General features: G+C 54.0%; 20 protein-coding genes and 2 pseudogenes. 9 read left to right on the forward strand and 13 right to left on the reverse strand.

The window, feature by feature from the left end; all coding sequences use genetic code 11:
- Positions 1-100 precede the first annotated feature (100 nt).
- The 3 genes from V8L70_RS12775 to V8L70_RS12785 form a co-directional block, all read right to left on the reverse strand.
- On the reverse strand, positions 101-1,258 hold the full coding sequence (locus V8L70_RS12775) for an RNA-guided endonuclease TnpB family protein (protein ID WP_336269527.1): 1,158 nt from the start codon (positions 1,256-1,258) through the stop codon (positions 101-103).
- A 207-nt stretch (positions 1,259-1,465) separates the two neighbouring features.
- Positions 1,466-2,188 carry a GntR family transcriptional regulator gene (locus V8L70_RS12780; RefSeq protein WP_336269528.1) on the reverse strand — a complete coding sequence of 241 codons (723 nt, stop codon included), beginning with the start codon at positions 2,186-2,188 and terminating at the stop codon, positions 1,466-1,468.
- A gap of 38 nt (positions 2,189-2,226) precedes the next feature.
- Positions 2,227-4,014 (reverse strand): IlvD/Edd family dehydratase, encoded by a 1,788-nt coding sequence (locus V8L70_RS12785; RefSeq protein WP_336269529.1) that lies wholly within the window; start codon positions 4,012-4,014, stop codon positions 2,227-2,229.
- A gap of 208 nt (positions 4,015-4,222) precedes the next feature.
- Between V8L70_RS12785 and V8L70_RS12790 the strand changes: the two genes are divergently transcribed.
- The 7 genes from V8L70_RS12790 (at position 4,223) to V8L70_RS12820 (ending at position 11,632) form a co-directional block, all read left to right on the forward strand.
- A complete protein-coding gene (locus V8L70_RS12790; RefSeq protein ID WP_336269530.1) occupies positions 4,223-5,194 on the forward strand; it encodes a tripartite tricarboxylate transporter substrate binding protein in 972 nt (323 codons plus the stop codon).
- A 48-nt stretch (positions 5,195-5,242) separates the two neighbouring features.
- Positions 5,243-5,746 carry a tripartite tricarboxylate transporter TctB family protein gene (locus V8L70_RS12795; protein WP_336269531.1) on the forward strand — a complete coding sequence of 168 codons (504 nt, stop codon included), beginning with the start codon at positions 5,243-5,245 and terminating at the stop codon, positions 5,744-5,746.
- Between the two features lie 101 nt (positions 5,747-5,847).
- Entirely contained in the window at positions 5,848-7,353 is a 1,506-nt protein-coding gene (locus V8L70_RS12800) for a tripartite tricarboxylate transporter permease (RefSeq protein WP_336269532.1), read from the forward strand.
- 27 nt (positions 7,354-7,380) lie between these two features.
- Positions 7,381-8,502, forward strand: coding sequence for a mandelate racemase/muconate lactonizing enzyme family protein (locus V8L70_RS12805; RefSeq protein ID WP_336269533.1), 1,122 nt, complete (start codon positions 7,381-7,383; stop codon positions 8,500-8,502).
- Between the two features lie 28 nt (positions 8,503-8,530).
- A complete protein-coding gene (locus tag V8L70_RS12810; RefSeq protein WP_336269534.1) occupies positions 8,531-9,460 on the forward strand; it encodes a dihydrodipicolinate synthase family protein in 930 nt (309 codons plus the stop codon).
- Positions 9,453-10,469: a 2-hydroxyacid dehydrogenase gene (locus V8L70_RS12815; protein ID WP_336269535.1), complete on the forward strand. Its 1,017-nt coding sequence runs from the start codon at positions 9,453-9,455 to the stop codon at positions 10,467-10,469. The genes V8L70_RS12810 and V8L70_RS12815 overlap by 8 nt, the downstream gene beginning before the upstream one ends.
- On the forward strand, positions 10,469-11,632 hold the full coding sequence (locus V8L70_RS12820) for an alpha-hydroxy acid oxidase (protein ID WP_336269536.1): 1,164 nt from the start codon (positions 10,469-10,471) through the stop codon (positions 11,630-11,632). The genes V8L70_RS12815 and V8L70_RS12820 overlap by 1 nt, the downstream gene beginning before the upstream one ends.
- Before the next feature lie 93 nt (positions 11,633-11,725).
- Here V8L70_RS12820 and V8L70_RS12825 read toward each other — a convergent pair.
- From V8L70_RS12825 to V8L70_RS12860, 8 genes and pseudogenes are all read right to left on the reverse strand, one after another.
- Positions 11,726-12,086, reverse strand: a pseudogene (locus V8L70_RS12825) (IS5 family transposase); the annotation flags it as partial.
- A gap of 3 nt (positions 12,087-12,089) precedes the next feature.
- A complete protein-coding gene (locus tag V8L70_RS12830; protein WP_336269537.1) occupies positions 12,090-12,722 on the reverse strand; it encodes an Rpn family recombination-promoting nuclease/putative transposase in 633 nt (210 codons plus the stop codon).
- A 212-nt stretch (positions 12,723-12,934) separates the two neighbouring features.
- A complete protein-coding gene (locus V8L70_RS12835; RefSeq protein WP_336269538.1) occupies positions 12,935-13,612 on the reverse strand; it encodes a GntR family transcriptional regulator in 678 nt (225 codons plus the stop codon).
- Positions 13,613-13,719: 107 nt separating this feature from the next.
- A complete protein-coding gene (locus V8L70_RS12840) occupies positions 13,720-14,673 on the reverse strand; it encodes a 2-hydroxyacid dehydrogenase (protein WP_336269539.1) in 954 nt (317 codons plus the stop codon).
- 34 nt (positions 14,674-14,707) lie between these two features.
- The gene (locus tag V8L70_RS12845) at positions 14,708-15,868 is read right to left on the reverse strand and encodes an alpha-hydroxy acid oxidase (protein ID WP_336269540.1); all 1,161 of its coding nucleotides are present in this window, start codon (positions 15,866-15,868) and stop codon (positions 14,708-14,710) included.
- 74 nt (positions 15,869-15,942) lie between these two features.
- Positions 15,943-17,217: a TRAP transporter large permease gene (locus V8L70_RS12850; RefSeq protein ID WP_336269541.1), complete on the reverse strand. Its 1,275-nt coding sequence runs from the start codon at positions 17,215-17,217 to the stop codon at positions 15,943-15,945.
- Positions 17,214-17,753 carry a TRAP transporter small permease gene (locus tag V8L70_RS12855; RefSeq protein ID WP_193063331.1) on the reverse strand — a complete coding sequence of 180 codons (540 nt, stop codon included), beginning with the start codon at positions 17,751-17,753 and terminating at the stop codon, positions 17,214-17,216. The genes V8L70_RS12850 and V8L70_RS12855 overlap by 4 nt, the downstream gene beginning before the upstream one ends.
- A gap of 67 nt (positions 17,754-17,820) precedes the next feature.
- Positions 17,821-18,831: a TRAP transporter substrate-binding protein gene (locus tag V8L70_RS12860; RefSeq protein WP_226938611.1), complete on the reverse strand. Its 1,011-nt coding sequence runs from the start codon at positions 18,829-18,831 to the stop codon at positions 17,821-17,823.
- 249 nt (positions 18,832-19,080) lie between these two features.
- Between V8L70_RS12860 and araD1 the strand changes: the two genes are divergently transcribed.
- Together araD1 and V8L70_RS12870 are read left to right on the forward strand one after the other, a co-directional pair.
- The gene (gene araD1, locus V8L70_RS12865; protein ID WP_336269542.1) at positions 19,081-20,067 is read left to right on the forward strand and encodes an AraD1 family protein; all 987 of its coding nucleotides are present in this window, start codon (positions 19,081-19,083) and stop codon (positions 20,065-20,067) included.
- A gap of 23 nt (positions 20,068-20,090) precedes the next feature.
- On the forward strand, positions 20,091-21,668 hold the full coding sequence (locus tag V8L70_RS12870) for an aldehyde dehydrogenase (NADP(+)) (protein ID WP_336269543.1): 1,578 nt from the start codon (positions 20,091-20,093) through the stop codon (positions 21,666-21,668).
- Positions 21,669-21,737: 69 nt separating this feature from the next.
- Here V8L70_RS12870 and V8L70_RS12875 read toward each other — a convergent pair.
- A pseudogene (locus tag V8L70_RS12875) lies at positions 21,738-21,926 on the reverse strand (IS3 family transposase); the annotation flags it as partial.
- A 337-nt stretch (positions 21,927-22,263) separates the two neighbouring features.
- Entirely contained in the window at positions 22,264-23,202 is a 939-nt protein-coding gene (locus tag V8L70_RS12880; protein WP_336269544.1) for an acetamidase/formamidase family protein, read from the reverse strand.

Raw genomic sequence — 23,202 nt, forward strand, 5'->3', positions numbered from 1 at the left:
CTGAAGGGCGGTGATTCCCGGTTGTCACCTTCCGGGTTCCTGCTTCATAGCCCGTTGCCGTTGGTGATGGCACCGCCGGTCTTACACAAGCTCCACAGGCTTAACCTCCCGTAAGCCCTACGGTAGTTTTTTCATGCTGGCGCAGCTTGTCGGCGCCCGCCAGAATCGCCTTGCCCGCCTGCAAAATGTTGCGGGCAGCGTTTATGTCGCGGTCAATATCTTGGGTGCCGCAGCCAGGGCAATCCCAGGTGCGGACAGTGAGCGGCATTTTCTCGGCAATGTGCCCACAGTGAAAACAGCGCTTCGAGCTGGGATACCACTTGTCGATCTGGACGAAATCGCGCCCGTAGCGTTCGGCTTTGTAGGCCAGTTGCTGGGTGAGCTGCTGCCAGCCTACGTCGCTGATGGCCTTTGAGAGTGAGCGATTTTTCAGCAGGTTTTTGATTTGCAAACTCTCAGCAGCGATAACTTGGTTCTCGTGAATAAGCTGCGTGGAGAGTTTATGGGTGGCGTCACGGCGCTGATCGGCCAACTTGGCATGTATTTTGGATACCCGATGCCGTGCCTTAGCGCGGTTGTTGGAGCCTTTTTGCTTACGGCTTAACTGCCGCTGCGCCCGCGCCAACTTGCCTTCGGTGCGACGCAAAAAGCGTGGGTTGGGAATTTTGTCGCCGTGGCTGGTAATGACGCGGTGCGTCAGCCCCAGGTCGATGCCCACCATTTTTGGTGTAACGGGGAGCGGCGTGATCGCTTCTTCCACCAAAAAGCTAACGTGGTAGCGACCAGCAGTATCGCAGCTCACCGTAATACTGGTCGGCTGACCGGAAAAATGACGGCTCCAGTGAATGTCCAACGGGTCTTTATGCTTAGCGAGCCATAGCTGGCCGTCGCGCCAGCGAAAGCCGTTGGCCATATAGGTAGCCGACTGCTTGCGCTGCTTTTTCTTGAAGGTGGGATACCGCGCCTGACCTTTGAAAAAGTTGCTAAACGCTCGATCCAGATGCCGGAGCGATTGTTGCAAGCAAACGTTAGACACCTCTGCCAGAAACGCGGTGTCCGACTGCTTCTTGAGCGTGGTAAGCGCTTTTGCCGTGGCATTGTAATTCATGCGCTCCTGGCGCTCGAACCAGGTATCGGTACGCTGGCGGAGAAAGTGGTTGTAGACGTACCGGACACAGCCAAACGTCCGAGCAAGCTGGTCGGCCTGCTCAGGCGTTGGATAGAAGCGGTAGCGATAGGCGCGGTGTACGGTCGTCATGGATAAAATCTAGCGTGTTAAATATAGCATGTCAACAAAGAGGCGCTTCGCGCCTCGCGCTATCCTTCCTACGCACTAAAAGTACGAGGTTTGACGCGCATTTTGATCAATAAGATAAAGCCCAGCCGGGCGACCGGCTGGGCTTTATGATGTTTGACGACTTTTTAAACGTAGCTAAGACACACAGGTTTCTACAAGCTGAGCCACTTAATCTTGAGTTCCAGAATAAAGTTCTAAGTAGCGGTTCTTGGAAGGTAGTAGATGCTGGCGACACAGCTCAGACAGGCGTTCGCGGTCTTCGTCGCGAATGGCGTCAATCATCAACTGGTGTTCATTTCTGGCTTGAGCTAGAGCATCGCGATCCGTAATCGCGATGAAGCGGATGCCATGAGCCTTCTGAGCGAATTCATTAATGGTAGCGTACAAGTATTCATTCCCGCAGGCTCTGAATAAGGTGCGGTGAAAAGCGATGTTCATATGAAACACCTGCCTAAGGTTGTGAGCGTCCACAGCTTCGCTGTGACACTGATGAACCTCCTCAAGCTCTGTAAGCCATTCCTGCGGAGCCGGCAATGGCAGCCTACTGACTGCCGCTAGTTCGAGAATCTCGCGCATAGCGTAGATATCCTCAACCTCTTCCGGCGGATAACTCCTGACGAAAGCGCCTCTGTTTTTGATGCGCTCAGTCAATCCAATGGTATCAAGTTGGAAGAGAGCCTGGCGAACAACGTGTCGTTTGCAGTCGAAGCGCTCCATCATGGCCTCTTCGACCAGCCGCTCACGCGGGTGCAATCGGCCGAGCACAATATCCTCTTCTACAGCGCTCACGATGTCATCGACACCATTTGCAGATGTAGCGGATTTAGTCACGGCGCCACTTGCGGTGAGCGGCTGGGCGGTTCGGTTCAAGATCGCTTTCTCAGCATTCATTGCAGTACACAAGGAAAGTAAGTGTATCAAAATCGCTTTCAGGCTTCATGCTGTCTCGGTATCCGGCACGTAGGTTCAGGTCGGCAAGCACGGAAATCGCACCCCTGTTCGGCTTGAAGGATTTGCTCCATAAATAGGCGTCGATAGCCCAATAGGGGTGCCCCGCCCTCCTCACCCTTGAAGGCTTGGCGTCGAGCATCAAGCTCTTTGTCCTCCACATCTAGGTTCAACTGATTGTTAGCAACATCCAGCGATATGAAATCGCCATCGCGTACCAACCCAAGGGGGCCGCCCTCAGCGGATTCTGGGGAGACGTGGAGCACGATAGTGCCTGCCGCAGTGCCACTCATGCGTCCGTCAGAAATGCGCACCATATCTTTGACGCCTTGAGCGGCGAGTTTCTTGGGAATCGGGATGTAGCCCGCTTCGGGCATACCCGGCGCTCCCTTGGGCCCGATATTCTGTAGTACTAGCACGTCGTCAGCTTGCACATCTAGGCCTGGGTCATCAATACGGTTCGCCAAATCCTCCAACCCCGTGAATACCACTGCACGACCGCGATGTGTCATAAGTTCTGACGAGGCGGCGGATTGCTTAATAATGGCGCCGGACGGTGCCAAGTTGCCACGCAATACGGCTATGCCACCCTGAGCGTAGACCGGGCTGTTCATTGGCCGCACGACTTTCTGGTCGATGAGATGGACGGCGGCATCGATGTTTTCTCCCAAGGTATGACCATTGATGGTCATGGCGTTCAAGTGTAACAACGGTTTCAACTCACGTAGCAAGGTGGGCAGGCCGCCTGCTCGATGCAAATCTTCCATGTACCCTTCTCCTGATGGCTTGAGATCCATCAGTACAGGGGTTTCCTGGCTCATTCGGTCAAATGCCTCAAGATCAATGTCGATGCCCAAGCGCCCTGCGATAGCGGTCAGATGAATCAAGGCATTAGTGGAGCCGCCTAAGGAGAGCAGTACACGCAGGGCATTCTCGAAAGCTTCAGGGGTGAGAATTTGATCTGGCGTAACGCCTGCGTGGGCAAGCGCGACGGCTTGGGCGCCTGACTGCTCGGCAATGCGTTGCCGATCAGCGTAAACAGCCGGGGCGGTAGCGCTGTTAGGTAGCATTATGCCCAGTGTCTCGGCCAGACAGGCCATGGTGCTCGCGGTGCCCATTACCGAGCAAGTGCCCACGGTAGGAACCAGCTTGTCGTTGACTTCGTTTATTTCCGCCTCGTCGATGTCATTACCACGGTAGGAGGCCCAGTAACGGCGACAGTCGGTGCAGGCTCCGACGCGCGTACCACGGTGTGAGCCTGCAAGCATGGGCCCGGTAACGACTTGGACTGTCGGAACGCCGGCGCTAGCAGCAGCCATCAACTGCGCGGGTACGGTCTTATCGCAACCGCCGATCAGTACCACGGCATCCATCGGCTGGGCACGAATCATCTCCTCCGTATCCAATGCCATAAGGTTACGCAGGTACATGCTGGTGGGGTTAGCGAAAGATTCATGAAGGGTAATGGTGGGAAAGTCTACTGGTAAGCCGCCAGCGAGCATGACGCCACGCTTAACGCTCTCGACCAATCCAGGCACATTGCCATGACAGGCATTGTAGCCACTGTAGGTATTGGCAATCCCAATGACCGGACGCGAGAGTGCATCATCCGTATAACCCATGCCCTTGATGAAGGCCTTGCGCAGAAAGAGCGAAAAGTCTGCATCACCATAGTTGGTTAGTCGATTGGACATGCCCAAGGTAGGGCCTTCAGATGTCGATTCATGACGCTCATGGCCGTTGCTATTGTTTTTAAAGTTCTGGCTCATTGCGGTTTCCTCTATTTTGTTCGCGGTTTCTCGGAGGGGTCCGTAAAGACGGTTCTTGATCATTAGGCTAGGCGGTATAAATCTAGCTGGCAAGATTATTAATAATATTATTGACAATATAATTGATATGCAACTACGTTGGATAGTGCAAGCACGCCTTGCGCAACCATGTGCATCACAACGACAAACAGCACTTGAGGAAATAACAATGCAAATCCGTAGCATTTACACAGCGTCCCTACTATCCGCCCTGATGCTTTCAGGCGCCGCTCAGGCGGAGTATTCAGCAGCCGATGAGATTAAGGTGCTTCAAGGATTTAAGGCAGGTGGAGGTAGCGATACCTTGGCCCAGTTGACCCAACCATTTTTGCGAGAATCCCTGGGCGTGGAATTTATTAATGAATACATTCCCGGCGCCACAGGCGCGATTGCATGGACGCGGCTAACCCAACAGTCGGCAAGTGATGGCAGCGTCATCAGCATCACCAATACCCCGATGCTGATGACGAACTACATCATGAATGACGCTATTAATTACTCAATCGACGAGCTAACGCCCATCGCCAACGTGGTAACCGACCCAGGCGTTATCGTGGTGCCGGAAGACAGCCCCTATCAAACAGTGGAAGATTTTCTCGCTGCTGCCGAGGAACGCCCCGGTCAGATTACGGTGGCAAATTCAGGCGTAGGCGGTGATGACTTCTTTTCAACCATCATGATTGAGAAGGCAACGGGTCTGTCCTTCCAAAAAGTCCCTTTTCAGGGCGATGGCCCCTCTGCGACAGCAGCCCTGGGAAGCAAGGTCGACGCCAGTTTCAATAACCTTGGTAATGTCTATGGCCACATCCAGTCGGGCAGCCTGCGCCCCCTCGCCGTCTTCACCAAAGAGCGTCTGGATATCCTGCCTGATGTGCCCACCATGATTGAGAAAGATATTGATGTCGTGGCCGGCTCTTCACGCGGTTACAGCGCACCAGCAGGCATTCCAGATGAAGCACGCGATGAGCTTATTGCTGCCTTTGAAGCTCTAAAAGATAACGAGGAATTCCAGCAGACGGCTCAGGAACGTGCCTTGAATCTCGACATTCAGACCGGTGACGACTACGGCCAGATGATGCAGGACATGGAAGGCCAATTCGAAGAGATCTGGGCTGATGTCAAAGATGAGGTCACCCAGTAAGTCGCTGCACCGGCAGAGGGAAATGGCGAATCGACAAAGGGGTATGAAATGAACATAAGTCGTCTGGTCTTGGGTTTTTTCGCCATTGGCATTGCAGCGACCTTTTATATCACTGCGATGGGCTATCCCGCTAAGGCGGCGAACATGCCCCTTATCTATTCGGTTGTTGTGGCCTTATTAGGAGCTGCGATGGTGGGTCAGGAGGTATTTAATATCCGGCGGCGTCGCCAGATGTCGGCTGATGGAGCAGCAACCTCTACTCATAATGCCCTTTCGGAGGAGGCAACCGTAAACGGTCAGGCTAGGCGCCGCAAGCCATGGAAGGCCATGCTGACCTTCCTGCTGGCCGCGGCCTACCTTTATAGCATTTCGATATTGGGGTACCTGATCGCCACTGTTGGCTTCATGGTCGTGGCATTGGCGATGATCGGGCATGTTTCATGGCGCTTCGCCGCCATAGGCATTGTGCTGCTGATCACGGTGGTATGTGCGGTTTTCATCGGCTTTCTGGGCCTACCTGTCCCCCTACTGCCGCCCCAATTTTCCTCATAACGACAATTAGAGCACTTCTTGTCCCCAGTTCGTATTACTTAGCATGTAATGACAACGTGCTGGGGGTGGGTGCCTGACGCAGGCTTCTGGAGTCTAGTCATATGGATAATCTTGTTCTGGTGGGCCTGACCAACGTCATGTCGTTCACCAACATTGCCCTGATCCTGGGCGGTACCCTCCTGGGGCTGTTCGTGGGTGCCATGCCAGGGCTCTCAGCGACCATGGCGCTGGCGCTGCTATTACCCCTCACCTTTGGTATGAACCCGGCGTCAGGACTTAGCATGTTGGCCTCACTCTATGTGGGGGCCTCCTACGGTGGCTCAATCGCCGCCATTTTATTGAAGACGCCCGGCACCCCCTCGGCCGCAGCGACAGTTCTCGATGGATTCCCGCTATCGCAACAGGGCCAGGCCGGGAGAGCGTTAGGTGTGTCGCTCTTCGCTTCTTTCATCGGTGGTCTGCTGAGCGGCATCGCATTGCTCACAGCAGCACCGTTGCTTGGTGTATTGGTGCTCAAGTTTGGCCCTATCGAGCTGTTTGCGATCGCCGTATTGGGCATCACCATCATTGGATCTTTATCACAAGGTTCGGTAATCAGTGGTCTGCTCTCGGGCACCTTGGGTCTACTGTTGAGCACGGTAGGCATGGATCTGATCACCGGCACGCCACGGATGACTTTCGATGTCATTAACTTGTTCTCGGGTATCGAGTTTACCGTCGCGCTGATCGGCCTATTCTCTATCCCTCAGGCGTTGATACTGATCGAGAATGCCCATGGTGCCCAGAAGGTGGCAAGCAAGATCACCGATAGGTTGATTCCGCCTCTCGCTGAGATACGCCGCTTGTTACCCAATATCTTCCGTTCCAGTGGCATCGGCATCATTACCGGCCTCATACCGGGTACCGGCGGTGATACTGCCAGTTGGTTCGCTTACAACGAAGCCAAACGCTTTGCCAAAGATAAGAGCCGCTTTGGCAAGGGGGACATCGCTGGGGTGGCGGCACCTGAAGCGGCTAACAATGCGGTAGTGGGCGGTGCTTTGATACCCACTATTGCCTTGGGCATTCCTGGCAGTTCCTCTACCGCCATTCTGCTCGGTGCGCTAATGGTCCAGGGTATTCTACCGGGGCCTAACCTGCTCACGGACTATGGAGATGTCACTTATACCCTGATCTGGGCGGTGATTATTGCCAACATTGGCCTACTGCTAGTGGGGCTGCTGTTTACCCGACTCTGCGTAAGTGTGACACGTGTACCAGACAGCTTTGTGGCTTGCTCAATCATTACGCTGTGCGTGATTGGCGCCTTTGCTATCAATAACAGCTTGTTTGAGGTTGGGTTGATGCTGGGCTTCGGTCTGTTTGGCTATTGGATGAATAAAGCAGGTGTGTCACCAGCACCAATGGTAATCGGTTTGATTCTCGGCCCAGTCATGGAGACCAGTTACCAGCAATCGATGCTAATCGGGCAAGGCAACTTGAGCATCTTTTTGACCAGCCCTATCGCTGTCGTGCTTCTCTGCATTGCCGCCCTCTCAGTACTCCAAGCGACACCCTTCTTCCGCTGGGTGCGGTCTGCACTGCGCCCACGAACTCAGACCGAATAACCCCCACACTTAATTCGAGGATTCATCATGACAACGATAACCGAAGTGCGTGCTCGAACGGTCAATGTACCGCTGGATAACCCCACTAGCTTTTCCAATCGTCAGGTACTCAAGCGTGATTATGTGCTCGTCGAAGTGGTTGGCGATGATGGCCATATAGGCATTGGATTTTGCTATGGCGGCAACAATGCTGGCTCACTAGTAGCTAATGCAGTAAGGGAGCTATTGAAGCCGGTGCTGTTGGGGGCGGACGCTCATGCCACCGAAGCACTGTGGCAGGCAATGTACCAGGAATCGCTGCTGCATGGTCGCAGCGGTTCGGTAATGCGCGCCATCAGCATTCTGGATACAGCGTTATGGGATCGTAACGCCCGCGCCGCAAACCTACCGCTCTATAAGTATTTGGGCGCCAGCGATACCCACAGCGTGCCGGCTTATGCCAGTGGGGGCTACTACCTGGACGGCAAAACTCCCGCGATGCTTGGTGAAGAAATGGCCGGCTACGTAGCAAAGGGCTTCACCGCAGTGAAGATGAAAGTGGGCCGAGAAGATTTGGCTGGAGAGGAGGCACGTTTGGCGGCGGTGCGTGAGGCAGTGGGTCCTAATGTGCAAGTGATGATGGACGCCAACAATGCCTGGCGTGATCTGCCGTCGGCACTGGCCTTTATGCGAATGGCCGAGCCCTATAATCCGTTCTGGATCGAGGAGCCTTTCAGTCCTGATGACATCGACAATCATCGCCGCTTGGCGGAGCGCACCCCAGTTCCGGTGGCCACCGGCGAAATTGAAGCAGGCCGCTGGCGTTTCAAGGAGCTGCTGGACAAAGAAGCCGCCATGATTTTGCAGACCGATGCGGCGGTTTGTGGAGGCATCACAGAGTTTCGGCGTATCGCCGCAACGGCTGCCAGCTATGGAGTGGATATTTATCCGCACTGGTTCCACGACTTGCATATCCACCTGGTGGCATCGGCGCCCAACGTAAAAATGGTTGAGTTCTTTGCCGACGATCAGGTGCTTAACTTCAGGCGGCTTGTGGATACGCAGTTAGAGTTTGCCGACGGGCATCTGCTGCTGCCCACCGCTCCTGGCCTTGGCTTCGGATTTGATCAGGCTGCGCTTGAGCGCTACGCCATCGAGCCTTGGCACTAATTGAATAATAAACAATAAGGAGAAAGTCATGTCACAATTGAGTGGAGACGTCTGGTCACCCGTCATTACCCCCTTTGGCGCCGACTTGGCGCCGGATACCCAACGTTTTGTTGCGCATTGCCAGTGGCTGGCTTCAAATGGCGTTGGCTTGGCCGTGTTCGGTACCAATTCCGAGGCCAATTCAATGACAGTGTCTGAAAAGCAGACGCTGTTAAAAGCGCTGGTGGATGGCGGTGTCGATCCCTCCAGGATTATGCCCGGCACCGGGAGCTGTACAATTGATGATTGCGTGGCGCTGACACGCGAGGCGGTGGACGCTGGCTGTGCCGGTGTGCTGATGCTACCGCCTTTCTATTATAAGGGCGTTAGCGACGAAGGCTTGTTTCGCTACTACAGCGAGGTGATCAACCGTGTCGCAAATTCGCGCCTACGGATCTACCTCTACCATATCCCACCTGTCACTCATGTCCCGCTCTCGTTTGAACTGATCGAGCGTTTACGTGACGCTTTCCCGGGCATTATTGCCGGCATCAAGGACAGCGGCGGAGACTGGGCACACACCCAAGCCTTAATAGAGCGCTTTGGTGGGGAAGATTTTGCTGTGTATGCCGGCAGCGAACGATACCTGCTGGATACCCTTCGGGCAGGGGGTGCTGGCTGCATTAGTGCCACTGCCAATGTCAATCCGGCGGCCATCGTTGAGGTGGCAAGGCATTGGCAGGCGGACGATGCCGACGAGCGTCAACAGCGCCTTAACGTTGTGCGTGACCTGTTTGAACAGTACCCACTGATCCCTGCCATGAAGGCGGCAACAGCTTATTTCTCAGGAAAAGACGCTTGGCGGCGTGTGCGACCGCCCTTAGTGGAGCTGGAGGAGCAGCGTGCGTCTGAACTCGTGTCTTCGCTTAAAGCGACAGGATTTCAGATGGAAGGCGTAGATGAGGCGAACCATGGCTGAGCAATTAAAATCGTGGCGTATTGTCGCCGTACGACGGCTCAGTGAGGCTCAGCTTGAGGCGCTTTCCGAGGTTGCCGAGGTCGACTACTTCGAGGACGTGGACGAATCAAACCGCGCTGACTTTATGGCAGCGCTTTCCAAGGCTCATGGCCTAATTGGCGGCAAGCTGGAACTCAACGAGGCAATGTTGGCCGAGGCACCAGCGCTACAAGTGGTTTCCACCATTTCAGTGGGTTATGACCACCTGCCTCTTGAGGCACTTAACCGGCGCGGCATTCTGCTCTGCAATACGCCCGATGTGCTGACTGAAACCACCGCCGATACGGCATTTGCGTTAATCATGGCGACCCAGCGTCGGCTAGTCGAACTAGCCAACCTGGTTCGTGAGGGTGGCTGGCGTGCACATATCGGTGCCGAGCACTTCGGAGTGGATGTACACAGCAAAACCCTCGGCATTGTGGGTGCAGGCCGTATTGGTGCGGCGATTGCCCGGCGTGGGGCGCTGGGTTTTGGCATGCCTATCCTCTACACAGCCTCTTCCTCTAAACCTGCCCTTGAACAGCACTTAGGGGCGCAAAGGCGAGAGCTAAATGACCTGTTAACCGAAGCGGATATCGTCTGCATTAGCGTGCCCTACAACAACGATACACATCACTTAATTGACGCCGATGCCCTAGCACGCATGAAACCGACGGCTGCCCTAATCAATATAGCGAGAGGTAAAGTGGTCGACGAGCCAGCACTGATCGAGGCACTCCACTCCGGCCAAATACGTGCCGCTGGACTAGACGTATTCGCCGAAGAACCTCTCCCATCCAGTTCGCCTCTGGCAGCCATGGACAATGTCGTGACGACGCCACACATAGGCTCTGCGACCCATGAAACCCGTGAGTCTATGGCTCAGTTGGCAGTCGATAACCTATTGGGAGCGCTAACCGGAAGCGGTCCTCTCAATGCTGTGAATGAAGACGCTTGGCGTCGGGTTACTGCTGATACTAAGGAGGCATGATGCCTCATCGCTTAGAACACATCTTGAGTCTTGACGATTTCGAGCGAGCAGCTAAGCGCCACCTACCACGACCGCTGTTCGGTTACGTGGCGAGTGTGGCTGAAGACGGCAGCACTGCCCGCTCAAGCCATGAAGCCTTCGATCAATACGCATTTCTTCCGCGCGCATTAGTGAATGTCTCTGGCGTGTCGACTGAAACCGAGCTCCTTGGCCGCCGCTATGCCTACCCTTTTGGTATAGCACCCATGGGTATTAGCGCCCTAACTGCCTATCGGGGAGACCAGGTACTGGCACAAGCAGCATCAGACAGCGGCATCCCCATGATTGTCAGTGGTACATCGTTGATCCCCATGGAAGAGCTTTCGGGGACAAATGGCTCGGATTGGTTCCAGGCTTACCTTCCCGGAACCCCGGAGGAAATCGACGCCTTGCTGGCACGTGTTGAGCAGGCCGGATTTACCAATCTGGTGGTCACCGTGGACTACGCTGTACCACCGAATCCTGAGAATCATCGTCGTGCGGGCTTCTCTTCGCCATTACGCCCAAGTCTACGGCTAGCTTGGGATGGCTTGGTGCGGCCGCGATGGCTATTCGGCACTTTTCTGAAGACATTGTGGCATCACGGTGTTCCGCATTTCGAAAATAATGCGGCGACACGTGGTGTGCCGGTACTGGCAAAGAACGTCAATCGTGATTTTTCTGGCCGCCGGCATCTTGATTGGTCGACGCTCGATCAGGTTCGGACACGGTGGAAAGGTAATCTAGTGGTAAAAGGTATTCTGCACCCAGACGATGCACGGCGTGCTGTTAGCGCGGGTGCCGATGGTTTAATAGTTTCCAATCATGGAGGCCGACAGCTCGATGGCACTGTAGCCCCACTCACTATGTTGCCTGAAGTGCTGGAGGCGGTCGCTGGAGCAGTGCCGGTGATGATCGACGGCAGCTTTCGACGCGGTAGCCAAGTACTCAAAGCACTTTCGTTAGGTGCAAGCTTTGTGTTTATTGGTCGTCCCTTTAACTATGCGGCCAGTGTCGCTGGTGAAGCCGGTGTGAAAAAGGCTGCCATGCTTCTAGGTAGCGAAATAGAGCGCAACATGGCGCTGCTTGGTATAACAGATGTGGAGAAATTGACCCCCGATTTGTTACGGCGGCTAAATCACTGATTGTTAGAATCAGTTTTCTGAAAAGAGATTGTGGTTTAGGAACCTACAAATCTCTTTTCAGGCTAGAACTGTCGGTTAGGGCCTGTTGACCTTTCACATGGGTAGCCGTAAAAAACCGCAGGCCAAGGCCACCATGCTTTCGTAGTTTCGTTTGAGTTTGTCATACCGCATCGCTATCGCGCGATACGGCTTCAATCGGGCAAACGCGTTCTCGACGAGATGCCGATAGCGAGATAACCCTTTGTCTAAACTGTTATTCTTTTTTTTGAATTGCGCTTTCGTGTAATCACGGGGCGCATGCCCTTTGCTTCGACCTGCTCACGGATACGCTCACTGTCATAGCCCTTGTCAGCTATCAGCGCCTCTTCTGTCGGCAGGTTGTCTATCAACGCCTGAGCCTGTGTGCTGTCTTGTACTTCCCTCCCGTTATCCTGAAGGCGTTGGGGAGTCCGTGGAATCAGTGCTGAGTCTCGGCACGTAGTTTTTCCACTTCTTCAATCGGCAGCTCTTCAATCTCTGCGATCAGCTGATCGTTAATTTCGGTCAGCGCTATCAGCTTGCGGGCTGCGTTACGTTTGCTTTCAAATGCTCTCTTCTCAGCTTCCTGCAAAACCTTCTGGCGCTCTTTATGAGCCCAGTTCTCTAGGTTCTCTGCCAACATACCTTTATCCTTTACCAAACTATTGAGCTGATCTAAGTTTACGTCAGCTCCGAGCCGCTGTAGATGGCGCTTTAACCAGCGGGTAATGATCTTGTCGATACGCTCTTTGTTCGGATCGGCCTGAATAATCGCCACAATCCGATCGACCGCCTGCTGTAACCCTTGTCGGTCAGTAGAGGCTTTCTCGATACTAAACACTCCGCTCAACGGCGTCTGGCGCAAGCCCAATTCGTCATTAGGATAGCGCGCTTCATCGACTAGGTAATAGCGTAGGTGGGGCTGGTAGACCTGCAGAAAGCCCGGCGGTTCCGGTGTAACCATCTCGTAGATATCCAGCGGTGCCGTCCAAGGTTTCGAGCCGTTGTGGAGGACGACCGGAAACACTGGCGGCAGGCCTTGGCCGGGGGTGATAACTTTATTTTTGAGCAATTCGCTGTAGATTCAAAACGATCGTTCACCCCCCGATGAAAAAGGCGGGCTCAGCGCAGTGGAAAAAATTGCGGCCGATTAGTTCTATCTCTGGGGCTTATCCCGGTGCGTAGTTTCAATCTGTCGGCCACCGACCCCGCGCAACCTGACGGGAGGGAAACACTGTACTTCTGTGTGCGGCGACCTGTTAGGTATTAACTTTCAATCCCCTACTAGCTATTAATATATTCCGAGTAAGCATCAGCCAGTTTGGCTAGGTTCGTCTGAATATAAGAGAGATGAATTTGCATGGCATCTAGCGCCTGTGCCGGTTCGCGAGACTCAATGGCACTTATCAAGGCAGCATGCTCACTGATAATGGATGGAATACGCTGCTCTTCAAGAAATAGCATCCGTACACGGTTGATATGTAGACGTACAGGATAAATAACGTCCCATACTGCACTATAACCGGCTGCTTCCGCTATTTTAGCGTGTAGTTCTTCGTCAAGGCGCTCGATGTCAAGGTAGGTCTTTCTACGACAGGCAGCTTCCTGCTCATCAAGATTTATCTTCAGATCAATGATCTGCTGTTCAGTACATTGCCTAGCTGCATCCTGGACTAGGGCACACTCAAGTGTGGAACGCGCGTAATGCGCCGCCATCACAGTATCCTTCTTAATTGGCGTGACGTAAGTACCCCGCTGTGCAAGGATATCCACGAAGCCATCATACTGGAGCCGGATCATCGCTTCCCGTATCGGCGTCCGGCTAAGACTGAATTCATCAGCAAGCTCTTTTTCCGAAATCTTTTCTCCCGGCTTCAGAGACAGGTTAATTATCCTGTCACGTATAGTGGCGTATGCGAAGCTGCTCGTAGAGACTGCTTGATTGCTCTTCATTATATTCATACTCAATATTCCAGCAGGGCCATAAATTCACCGATATCAGCTTCGCTTAAGTGACTATAGCAAGCCACTCAAGTACGAAACGAAGGCTATCATCAATATCTCACTAGTTAGTTAACCGGCGTTATTAATGGTAACCCCTTGAAATGGCAGCGCAAATTTTCAACCACCAAATCACGCATGGAAAAACGGGTCTCCCAAGTTCCACTTCCGGCGTGTGGCTGCAGAACGACGTTTTGCATGTGTTTTAGCGGTTCGGGCACATGTGGCTCGTTGCGAAAGACATCAAGACCTGCCGCCCCCAAGGCTCCGGTCTCGAGAAGCTCGATAAGACTATCTTCGTCAATCACACTGCCTCGTGAGACATTGACCAGACAGCCAGTGTTGCCTAGAGCAAGCATGACCTCACGGTTTATGATCTTGTCAGTGTTAGCACCGCCCGGCAATGTCACGATTAGAATGTCACTCTCCTCAGCAAGTCGAACCAAGTCACTATAAAAGCGATATGGCAACTCAGGTTTTTCAGTGCTTGCATAATATTGCAAAATACACTGAAACGCCTGCAGCCTGCGAGCGATAGCCTTGCCAATGCGCCCCAGGCCGACCAGGCCAACACGCTTGCCATTGACCTGAGCTGAGAGCGCCATGGGGCCTTGCCTTTCCCAGGAGCCGTCACAAACGTATCTGTGCGCAGCAACGATATTACGCCTTACCGCAAGCGTTAGCCCCACTGCTAGATCGGCGACATCTTCAGTCAATACATCCGGCGTGTTAGTTACGGCAATATCACGCCGGGAGGCCTCGCCGACATCGACACCGTCATACCCCACCCCAAAGCAGCTTATGACTTCCAGCGCAGGCAGCCGCGACATAAGTTCGGCGCTTACTTGCTGTTCTCCTGTATTCACCACGGCACGGAAATTGCCTTCACAAGCTTCAAGACACGCCTCAAGAGAGCCATGCAGCCAGTAGGCGATAGGATTCGCGAATTCGCTTATTGCCTCAAGAATATCGGGGGACTTGGGGCCAAAAACAAGAACATTCGGAATGTTTTGAGTATCCATAACTAGTTCCATGCTGATGGAAAGTGGGCAAACATCAACGAGACGATGACACCATTAGAGATGCAGAATCGAGTTCCGAGAGGTCGTTACAGCCTAGGAGGCCGAGTATTCGATCCATCTCCTCACGGATGATGTTCAATGCATGCTCAGCGCCCTCCTGGCCACCTGCCCCTAAGCCATAGAGTGTGGTTCTGCCGAGTAACACAGCGTCGGCTCCCAATAGCCGGGCCTTCAGGACATCGCTGCCACGTCGGAAGCCACTGTCGACGAGTATGGCGAGCTGATTCCCGACTTCTGCTCTGATATCGGCAATTAGCTCCATCGGGGAAACGGAGTAATCCAACTGACGCCCGCCATGGTTCGAGAGTACGATCCCGTCGACACCGACTTCTACTGCGGTGGCTGCTTCTTCGACAGACAGAATACCTTTTATGACAAGCCGGCCCTTCCACTCGTCCCGGAGCCAACGGATGTCATCCCAGTTAAGCGAAGGATCGAGCTGTTGGCCTAACACAGCGGCTGCGCCCTTTACCGACGTCTCGCCAGGAGGCAGCAGGTCGCCAAGATTCTTGAATTGAGGTATGCCATCGGGAATTAGTACATCATTGAGCCAGCGCGGCTTGGTTAACACGTGCAACTTGTTTCTCATAGTTAGCACTAAAGGTCGTGAATAGTTTCTTCTGTCCCACTCACGGTTACCAAATATAGCACTGTCGGTAGTAACAACGATCGTATCGTAATTGGCCTCCTTGCAGCGCTCGACTAACTTCTTAACGTAATCACGATTGCGATAGAAATAAATCTGCATCCAATGCCATAGGCCATCTATCTTAGAGATGTCTTCCAAGGAGGTGGTCGAGGCATTGCTGAGGGTAAAAGGAATACCGTAGTGTGTCGCTGCCCTAGCTAACTTCGTATCACCATCCTTAGTCACCATGCCATTGAAGCCGGTAGGCCCGATCAGCACTGGCATAGAAATTTTTTTACCAAAAATTGACGTCTCCAGGCTGCGCTGCTTGCTAACCTTCGTTAGCGTTCTGGGAGTAAAGTAATACTTGTCGAAGATCGCACGATTACGCTCAAGAGTCACTTCATCGTCTGAGCCGCCATGAATATACTCATAGACAAAATTAGGTAGACGACGCTTGGCAATCGCACGTAGCTCCTCGACATTGACAGCCTTGCGGTAATTCAATCCTGAGTAAGCACACCTATCCATTTTATACCTGCTATATATTGGTTAATTCTGATCAGTTGATTAGTGCTTACCTACTTTGACAACCATTCCATGGGAACAGTAACTATCTGCGGGAAAAGTATGAAACTGATCAATACCGCAAAATACATTGCCAACATCGGCCATATACCTTTCGTTATATCTAACAAACTTATTTTACTTATACTGCAGCCCACATAGAGCACAGTTCCGACTGGCGGAGTAATTAATCCGATAGACAGGTTGATAACCATGAGGACACCGAAATAGACCGGATCGATGCCCAAACTTTCAACTACAGGAATCAGCACCGGCGCAAAAATTAGAACTGCGGGAGTCATATCCATTACGCAACCGACAAGTAGCAGGAAGGCCATGATAATCAGCAACATGACGGTCGGGTTTTCGGTCATACCTCCGAGTACTGTTGCCAGTTCCGCAGGTACACGGGCCACCGTAATTGCATACGCAGTAACAATTGCAGCAGAGGCGATCAACATCACAATTGCAGTTGTTTTCGCCGTCCCGACCAGTACATCATAAAGTTGACTGACCTTGATCTCTCGGTAGACGAAGCTGATAAGCAGCGCATATACGGCGGCGATCACGCCAGCCTCGGTCGGCGTGAATACGCCGCCGCGCAACCCTATGATAATAATGCCCGGTAGCAATAGCGCCCAGAAAGCACGCAAGAAATAGTGCAGGCGCTCGCGTCCAGTTGCCTTCTCAACACGGCCGGCTGATGTCTTTCTTGATAACAGATACCAAACCAGCATCATGCCCATGGCCATAATGAGCCCAGGGACGATGCCCGCCATGAATAGTTGAGTAATAGATACACCACCCACTACGCCGTACAGAATCATGGGGATACTGGGGGGAATGACTGTACCAATGATGCCTACCGACGCCACTAAGCCCGTAGTACTATTTTTATTGTAACCTTGAGCAACCATCATAGGGATCAGAATAGCGCCCAGTGCAGCGGTATCGGCAACGGCCGAGCCGGACAGACCAGCAAACACAACACCGGCAATGATTGCTACATAACCTAGGCCACCGCGGAAATGCCCCACTAAGGAGGAGGCAAAATCGACAATTCGCTTCGAGACACCTCCCGCGTTCATGATTTCCCCGGTAAGGATAAAGAACGGTATCGCCATAAGGGAAAAGCTGTTGGCACCGGTAATAAGATACTCTGCCAATGTGCTCGTGTTGAAAATACCTACGAGAAACAACATGACCGATGCAGCAATCATCATAGCGAAGGCAACAGGCATCCCGATCAGCAGCAACGAGAACAGTACCAGCAAAAACTGCCAGATCATGACTCTTCCTCCATAGCTTTTTCCGTCTCTTTATGGTCGCTGGGCAAATTTGCCCATGGCGGCGCACTCTTGTTGAATAAAACAAAACGTACCGTATGGATCACAAAGATGATCGACATGAGTACGACAGAAACTGCGCCAGCGTAGTAATAGGTATTCACTGGAATATCAGATGTCGGGCTACCTATCCCTGCGTTCAATTCGATGAGCCCGAGCAAGCCATCAAGCGCAAGAGCTAGCACACCCACAATTAATACTGTCGAGACTGTATATAAAATCTTTTGCACAGACAGGTTAAGCTTGCTGACGAGGATGTCTACGCCAAGGTGGCTCTGTTCCTTAACGGCGATCACCGAGCCCAAAAAGATGATCCACACAAATAAATATCGAGCAACCTCGCCCGACCAGGCCAGCCCGCTATTGAACATGTAGCGCAGAACTACGTTCAGAAAAACGAAAATTACCATCAGGGCTAGCGATACGAAAATCGTTCCCTTGAGTAGATGCTCTAAAGCATTCAATAACTTAAAATTCATAACGGCTTCTCGGGGATGGGGGGACTACTATTACGAAGCCATGCTTCAGGCATGGCTCCGCACACCGTTACTGCTCCGAGTAGGTTCTTACCTTGTTTACCAGGTCTTTAGCCCAGTCATACTCTTCATAAAAATCTTCGTAGAGAGGATCCATGGCATCGACCATGTTCTGGCGGAAATCATCGCTCGGCATATGAATAGTCAGGCCTTCCTCTTTAAGCTTGGCCTTGATGTCTTCTTCAGACTCCTGCATGAGCTGCCATTCCATTTCCATCGCTTCTTCGGCAGCTAGCTTGATGACATCCTGGTCCTCTTCGCTCAAGTTATCGAAGAACTTCTTATTCATGAGGTAAATATTGGGGCTGAACATGTGCCGGCTTTCAAGAACGTTGCTTTGAACTTCATACCAACCGGAATTGTAAAGCGTGGCATAAGGATTGTCCTGACCATCAACGACCCCCTGCTCCAGCGCCGTAAAGATTTCCGAGAAACCCAGCGTTTGCACGTTGGCGCCCAGTGCCTGGCCAACATCTACATACATTGCAAGGTTAGGCATCCTCATACGAAGCCCTTCGAAGTCCTCCATGCTAGTGATCGGACGATTGCTCGAGACCACTCGGAAGCCGTTCGCTGTCCAACCTAGCGGTTCCGTACCTAGCTTGCGGAACAGCGGCTCGATTTCGTCACCGACTACACCATTTAGCAAAGTGTTGGCCTGATCGTATGTTTCGAAAAGAAACGGCCATTCGGTAAAGCCAATCTTGGGTTCTGCCGTTTGGAGACCCATGCCAGCAACGACCATCTCAATAGAGCCGTTTCGCACGCCATTAGTGTACTGGCGCTCATCTCCCAGTTCGCTATTGGGAAATATCTGCACAGACATGTCGGAATTCTCTTCCACTGATGTCTTGAAATGTTCCCGCAATGCGACGTTTTGTGGATGATCTTCGGCAAAGTAATTTGCAACCTTAATTGTGGCTGTGCTTTGAGCCTGAGAATCCAAAGCAATCATCATTGCGGAAGCCGTGACTAGCAGGACGAATCCTTTCTTTGCCTGCACCAAATTACACTCACTCATGCTAAGACCCTTAATTTTATATTGATATTATCCGATGCCTATGCCTGACAAGTTTCAACTGGCACTCAGCGCTGCAACGCTCACCGGATCGATCGGTTGAGCTTATTTCACAATGAGATATACTAGTATACTAGAATCTATTTTCATCTAGACTTTAGTCATAACCGATGAGTCTTCCGTAGGCCTTTTGGCCTTGCTTGGCTGATTCGGCATCGACGCGTCATTGAGAACCTAACCAACGGAGGTCGCATGCGATTGATTCAATGTGTATATCAAGGCCAGGTGCACGCCGCCCAGGTCGAAAGTGACAGCCAAGTTCGGCTGCTCGATGCAGATACCTACAGCCTGGCCCGCCGCGCCATCGCCGCGGGGTGCTCCTTGGCCGACATCGTCGAAGCCGCAGCGACCGAGACCCGGCTCGACTATGCCCAGTTGATCGACGAAAAAAGCCTGTTGCCCCCGCTGACCCATCCGGACCCGGCTCACTGCCTGGTCACAGGCACCGGACTCACCCACCTGGGCAGCGCGGACACGCGCTCGGCCATGCATGCCAAGACGCAAGTCAGCGAATCCGAACTGACCGATTCCATGCGCATGTTCAAGTTGGGAGTCGAGGGCGGCAAGCCCCAGGCTGGCACCCCCGGTGCCCAGCCGGAATGGTTCTACAAGGGCGACGGCGCCTGCGTGGTGGCCCCCGAGGCCGAGATCCACGTGCCGCACTTCGCCGAGGACGCTGGCGAGGAGCCAGAGCTGGCCGGGCTCTATGTGATTGGCGATGACGGCCACCCGTGGCGGGTGGGTTACGCTATCGGCAATGAGTTTTCCGACCACGTCACCGAGCGCTTCAACTATCTGTGGCTGGCCCACTCGAAACTGCGGGCCTGCAGCTTCGGCCCCGAACTAATGGTAGGTGAACTGCCTGCGCATCTGGAGGGGGTCAGCCGTATCGTGCGTGACAACGAGACGGTATGGGAGAAACCCTTCCTCACCGGTGAGGCCAACATGGCGCACAGTCTGGCCAACCTCGAGCACCATCACTTCAAATACGTCGGTTTCCGTCGGCCCGGCGACGTGCATGTGCATTTCTTCGGCACCGCCACGCTGAGCTTCGCCGATGACATTCGCACCCGCGAGGGTGACCGTTTCGAGATCAGCCTCGCCGATTTCGGCCGTCCGTTGCGCAATCCACTACGCTTTGAAGCGGACAGCGCGCCTATCGACGTGAAATCGCTCTGACAGCAAACAGCAAGGAGTTCGACATGATTCTGGAAGGCAAGTTACTCATTGGCCAGGACGCCGTCAGCGGCAGTTCCAAGCCCATCAACGCCATCAACCCGGCCACCAACGAGATCCTCGAGCCGACCTACTTGGGTGGTACCAAGGCCGAGGTCGAGCGTGCCTGTGAGCTCGCCGAGACGGCCTTCGCCACCTATCGCGAGACTTCTCTCGAGGAGCGCGCGGTATTCCTCGAGACCATCGCCAGCGAGATCGAGGACATCGGCGATGAACTGATCGAGCGCGCCATGGCCGAGTCCGGCCTGCCCAAGGCCCGCCTGGAAGGTGAGCGCGGCCGTACCTGCGGCCAGCTGCGCCTGTTCGCTTCCGTGGTGCGTGCCGGCGAATGGCTCGACGTGCGCATCGACCCGGCCATGCCGGACCGCCAGCCGATGCCGCGCGCCGACCTTCGCCAGCGCCATATCGGCCTGGGCCCGGTCGTGGTGTTCGGTGCCAGCAACTTCCCGCTGGCCTTCTCGGTGGCCGGCGGCGATACCGCCTCGGCCTTGGCCGCCGGGTGCCCGGTGATCGTCAAGGGCCATTCCGCCCACCCCGGCACCTCCGAACTGGTCGGCCGTGCGGTACAGCGTGCAGTGAAAGCGCGCGGGCTGCCTGAAGGCACCTTCTCGCTGATGTTCGGTTCGGGTAGCGAGATCGGCCAGGCGCTGGTCGCCGACCCGCGTATCCAGGCGGTGGGCTTTACCGGCTCGCGGAGCGGCGGTACCGCGCTGATGAAGACCGCTCAGTCGCGTCCGCAGCCGATCCCGGTATATGCCGAGATGAGCTCGATCAACCCGGTGTTCCTGATGCCCGAGGCGCTCAAGGCACGCGGCAAGCAGATCGCCGAAGGCTTCGTCGGCTCGCTCAACATGGGTGCAGGCCAGTTCTGCACCAATCCTGGGCTGGTGATTGCGGTCAAGGGCGCCGAGCTCGATGCCTTCGTCAAGGCCGCTGCAGAAGGCGTGAAGGGCAGCGCGCCCCAGACCATGCTCACGCCGGGCATCTACGATGCTTACCAGCAGGGTGTTGGCCAGCTGTCCAACAGCAGCAAGGTGCGTGAAGCCGCACGTGGCCAGGTGGGCGAGTCGCCCAACCAGTGCCAGGCGGGGCTGTTTGTCACCACGGCGAACGACTTCCTGAACGAGACCGAGCTGCAAGAAGAAGTGTTCGGTTCTACCTCGCTGGTCATCGAGTGTGCCGACCAGGATGAAGTAAAGCGTGTCGCGGCCCAGCTCGAAGGCCAGTTGACCATTACCCTGCAGATGGACGACGGCGATCTGCAAGCGGCCAAGGCGCTGATGCCGGTACTCGAGCGCAAGGCCGGGCGGATTCTCGCCAACGGCTGGCCAACCGGGGTCGAGGTGTGCCACGCCATGGTTCACGGCGGGCCGTACCCGGCGACTTCCGACAGCCGCACCACCTCGGTAGGCAGTGCTGCGATCTTCCGCTTCCTGCGCCCGGTGTGCTACCAGGCGTTGCCGGAAGGGCTATTGCCCGAGCCGCTCAAGGACGGCAACCCATGGCAGCTGTCGCGCTTGGTGGATGGCAAACGCGAAGCGTAAGCAACCCCGTGGAAAGCGGCCTACCTCGCAGGCTGTCAGTAGAGGGCGGCCATGGGCTGCCCCTTGTTTTATCAGAGTGCGCGAAAACCCCCGCACTCTGATAACCACCGCTAAATAAAGCCAGCCTTCGTACGTTCGGATGTAAGTGATGTCCGTCACCCAAGCAACATTTGGCGCTGTTACTTCAAACTGATGGTCTAAATGGTTGGGTGATACAACAGCTGGTTTTCCACCGCCATAGCTGCCAGGGCGTCGTTTACCTTCACCCTGACGCAAACAGGCAATCAGTTCCTTCTTGAGCGAGCCGCGCGGCAAGAGGTAAAGCGCGTTGTAGATGGCTTCGTGGGAGATGTGGCGGTCAGTGTTATTAGGAAACATACGCTTCAGTGTGCGGGCTATTTGCTCAGGTGACCAGTACTTGCGCAGCAGGTACTTGTCACCCGTTCGAACAGCTCACCATTGAGATGCAGCTTCGGGCAACGGCGGGGCCGACAGCGGGTCAGTCGGGCTCAGTATCCAGCGAGGCTGGCGTCATACCCATAGCTAGCATTCCATTTTGGCCGAGCAATAAACCCGGCCAAATGACCCATATCGACTAGATAGCTTTGAGACTACGCGACTTGAAGATTGCTTTAGGTAGGTAGAAAGACACCACCCAATTCGGTTGATCAACAATTTCACTGATTCTGAGTTGCCCGGCTACGCTACAAAGTGCATAAGCCATTGCTTCGTCCATACCAGCTTTCTTTCTCAACCGATCAATCATGAAACGGACCGCATCTTTTGCGCTCTGCATCAGATCAGCACCCACGCCCGTAGTGGCAATATATCCTTCATTATGGTTGTCGCTAGCAACAGCGGGCATGTCAAACATAGGGCCGGGAATACTGTCGCCCTTGTGTAGTCTAAGTGTCGCCTTAGCGGCCATGCGCGTCTCAACTGCAGTGCCACACACCTCGCCATCGCCCTGACATGCATGCGTATCACCAATACTTAAAAGACCGCCCGGCACTTGAACAGGTAAATAGAGTTTGGCGCCTTTCACCAAGTCACGGATATCTAGATTACCGCCACACAAACGTGGCGGAACAATGGAATGCGAACCAGGCTCAGCGGGTGCCAAACCGATGGTACCTGCGAAGGGGCGGAACGGAATGACGATATCATCATGGAAGTACACCGACTCACTATCGTACTCAGATATCTTCAACCACGGTGTTGTAAAGTCTTCCGCCAGCAACCCAAATCCGGGTATAAGCGCAGTCCACCCCCATCCACCAGGTTCAAAATCTAGTAGCTCAATCTCAATGACGTCGCCTGGCTCTGCATCTTCAATAAATAGCGGACCACAAACAGGGTTCAAGGCATCGTGGGGCAATTGCGAGATGATGTCGGCCTTGCTGTCACGCGCAATCAAGCCTCCGCTAGCATCGAGAATATCGAAATGGCGAGTATCGCCGGAACTAATCGTTTCAACGGGCGCAATGCTATGATCAAAACAATGATGAACGTCATGAATCGTCTTGAACGTCAT

Source organism: Vreelandella arctica, from assembly GCF_037070215.1.
GTDB lineage: Bacteria > Pseudomonadota > Gammaproteobacteria > Pseudomonadales > Halomonadaceae > Vreelandella > Vreelandella arctica.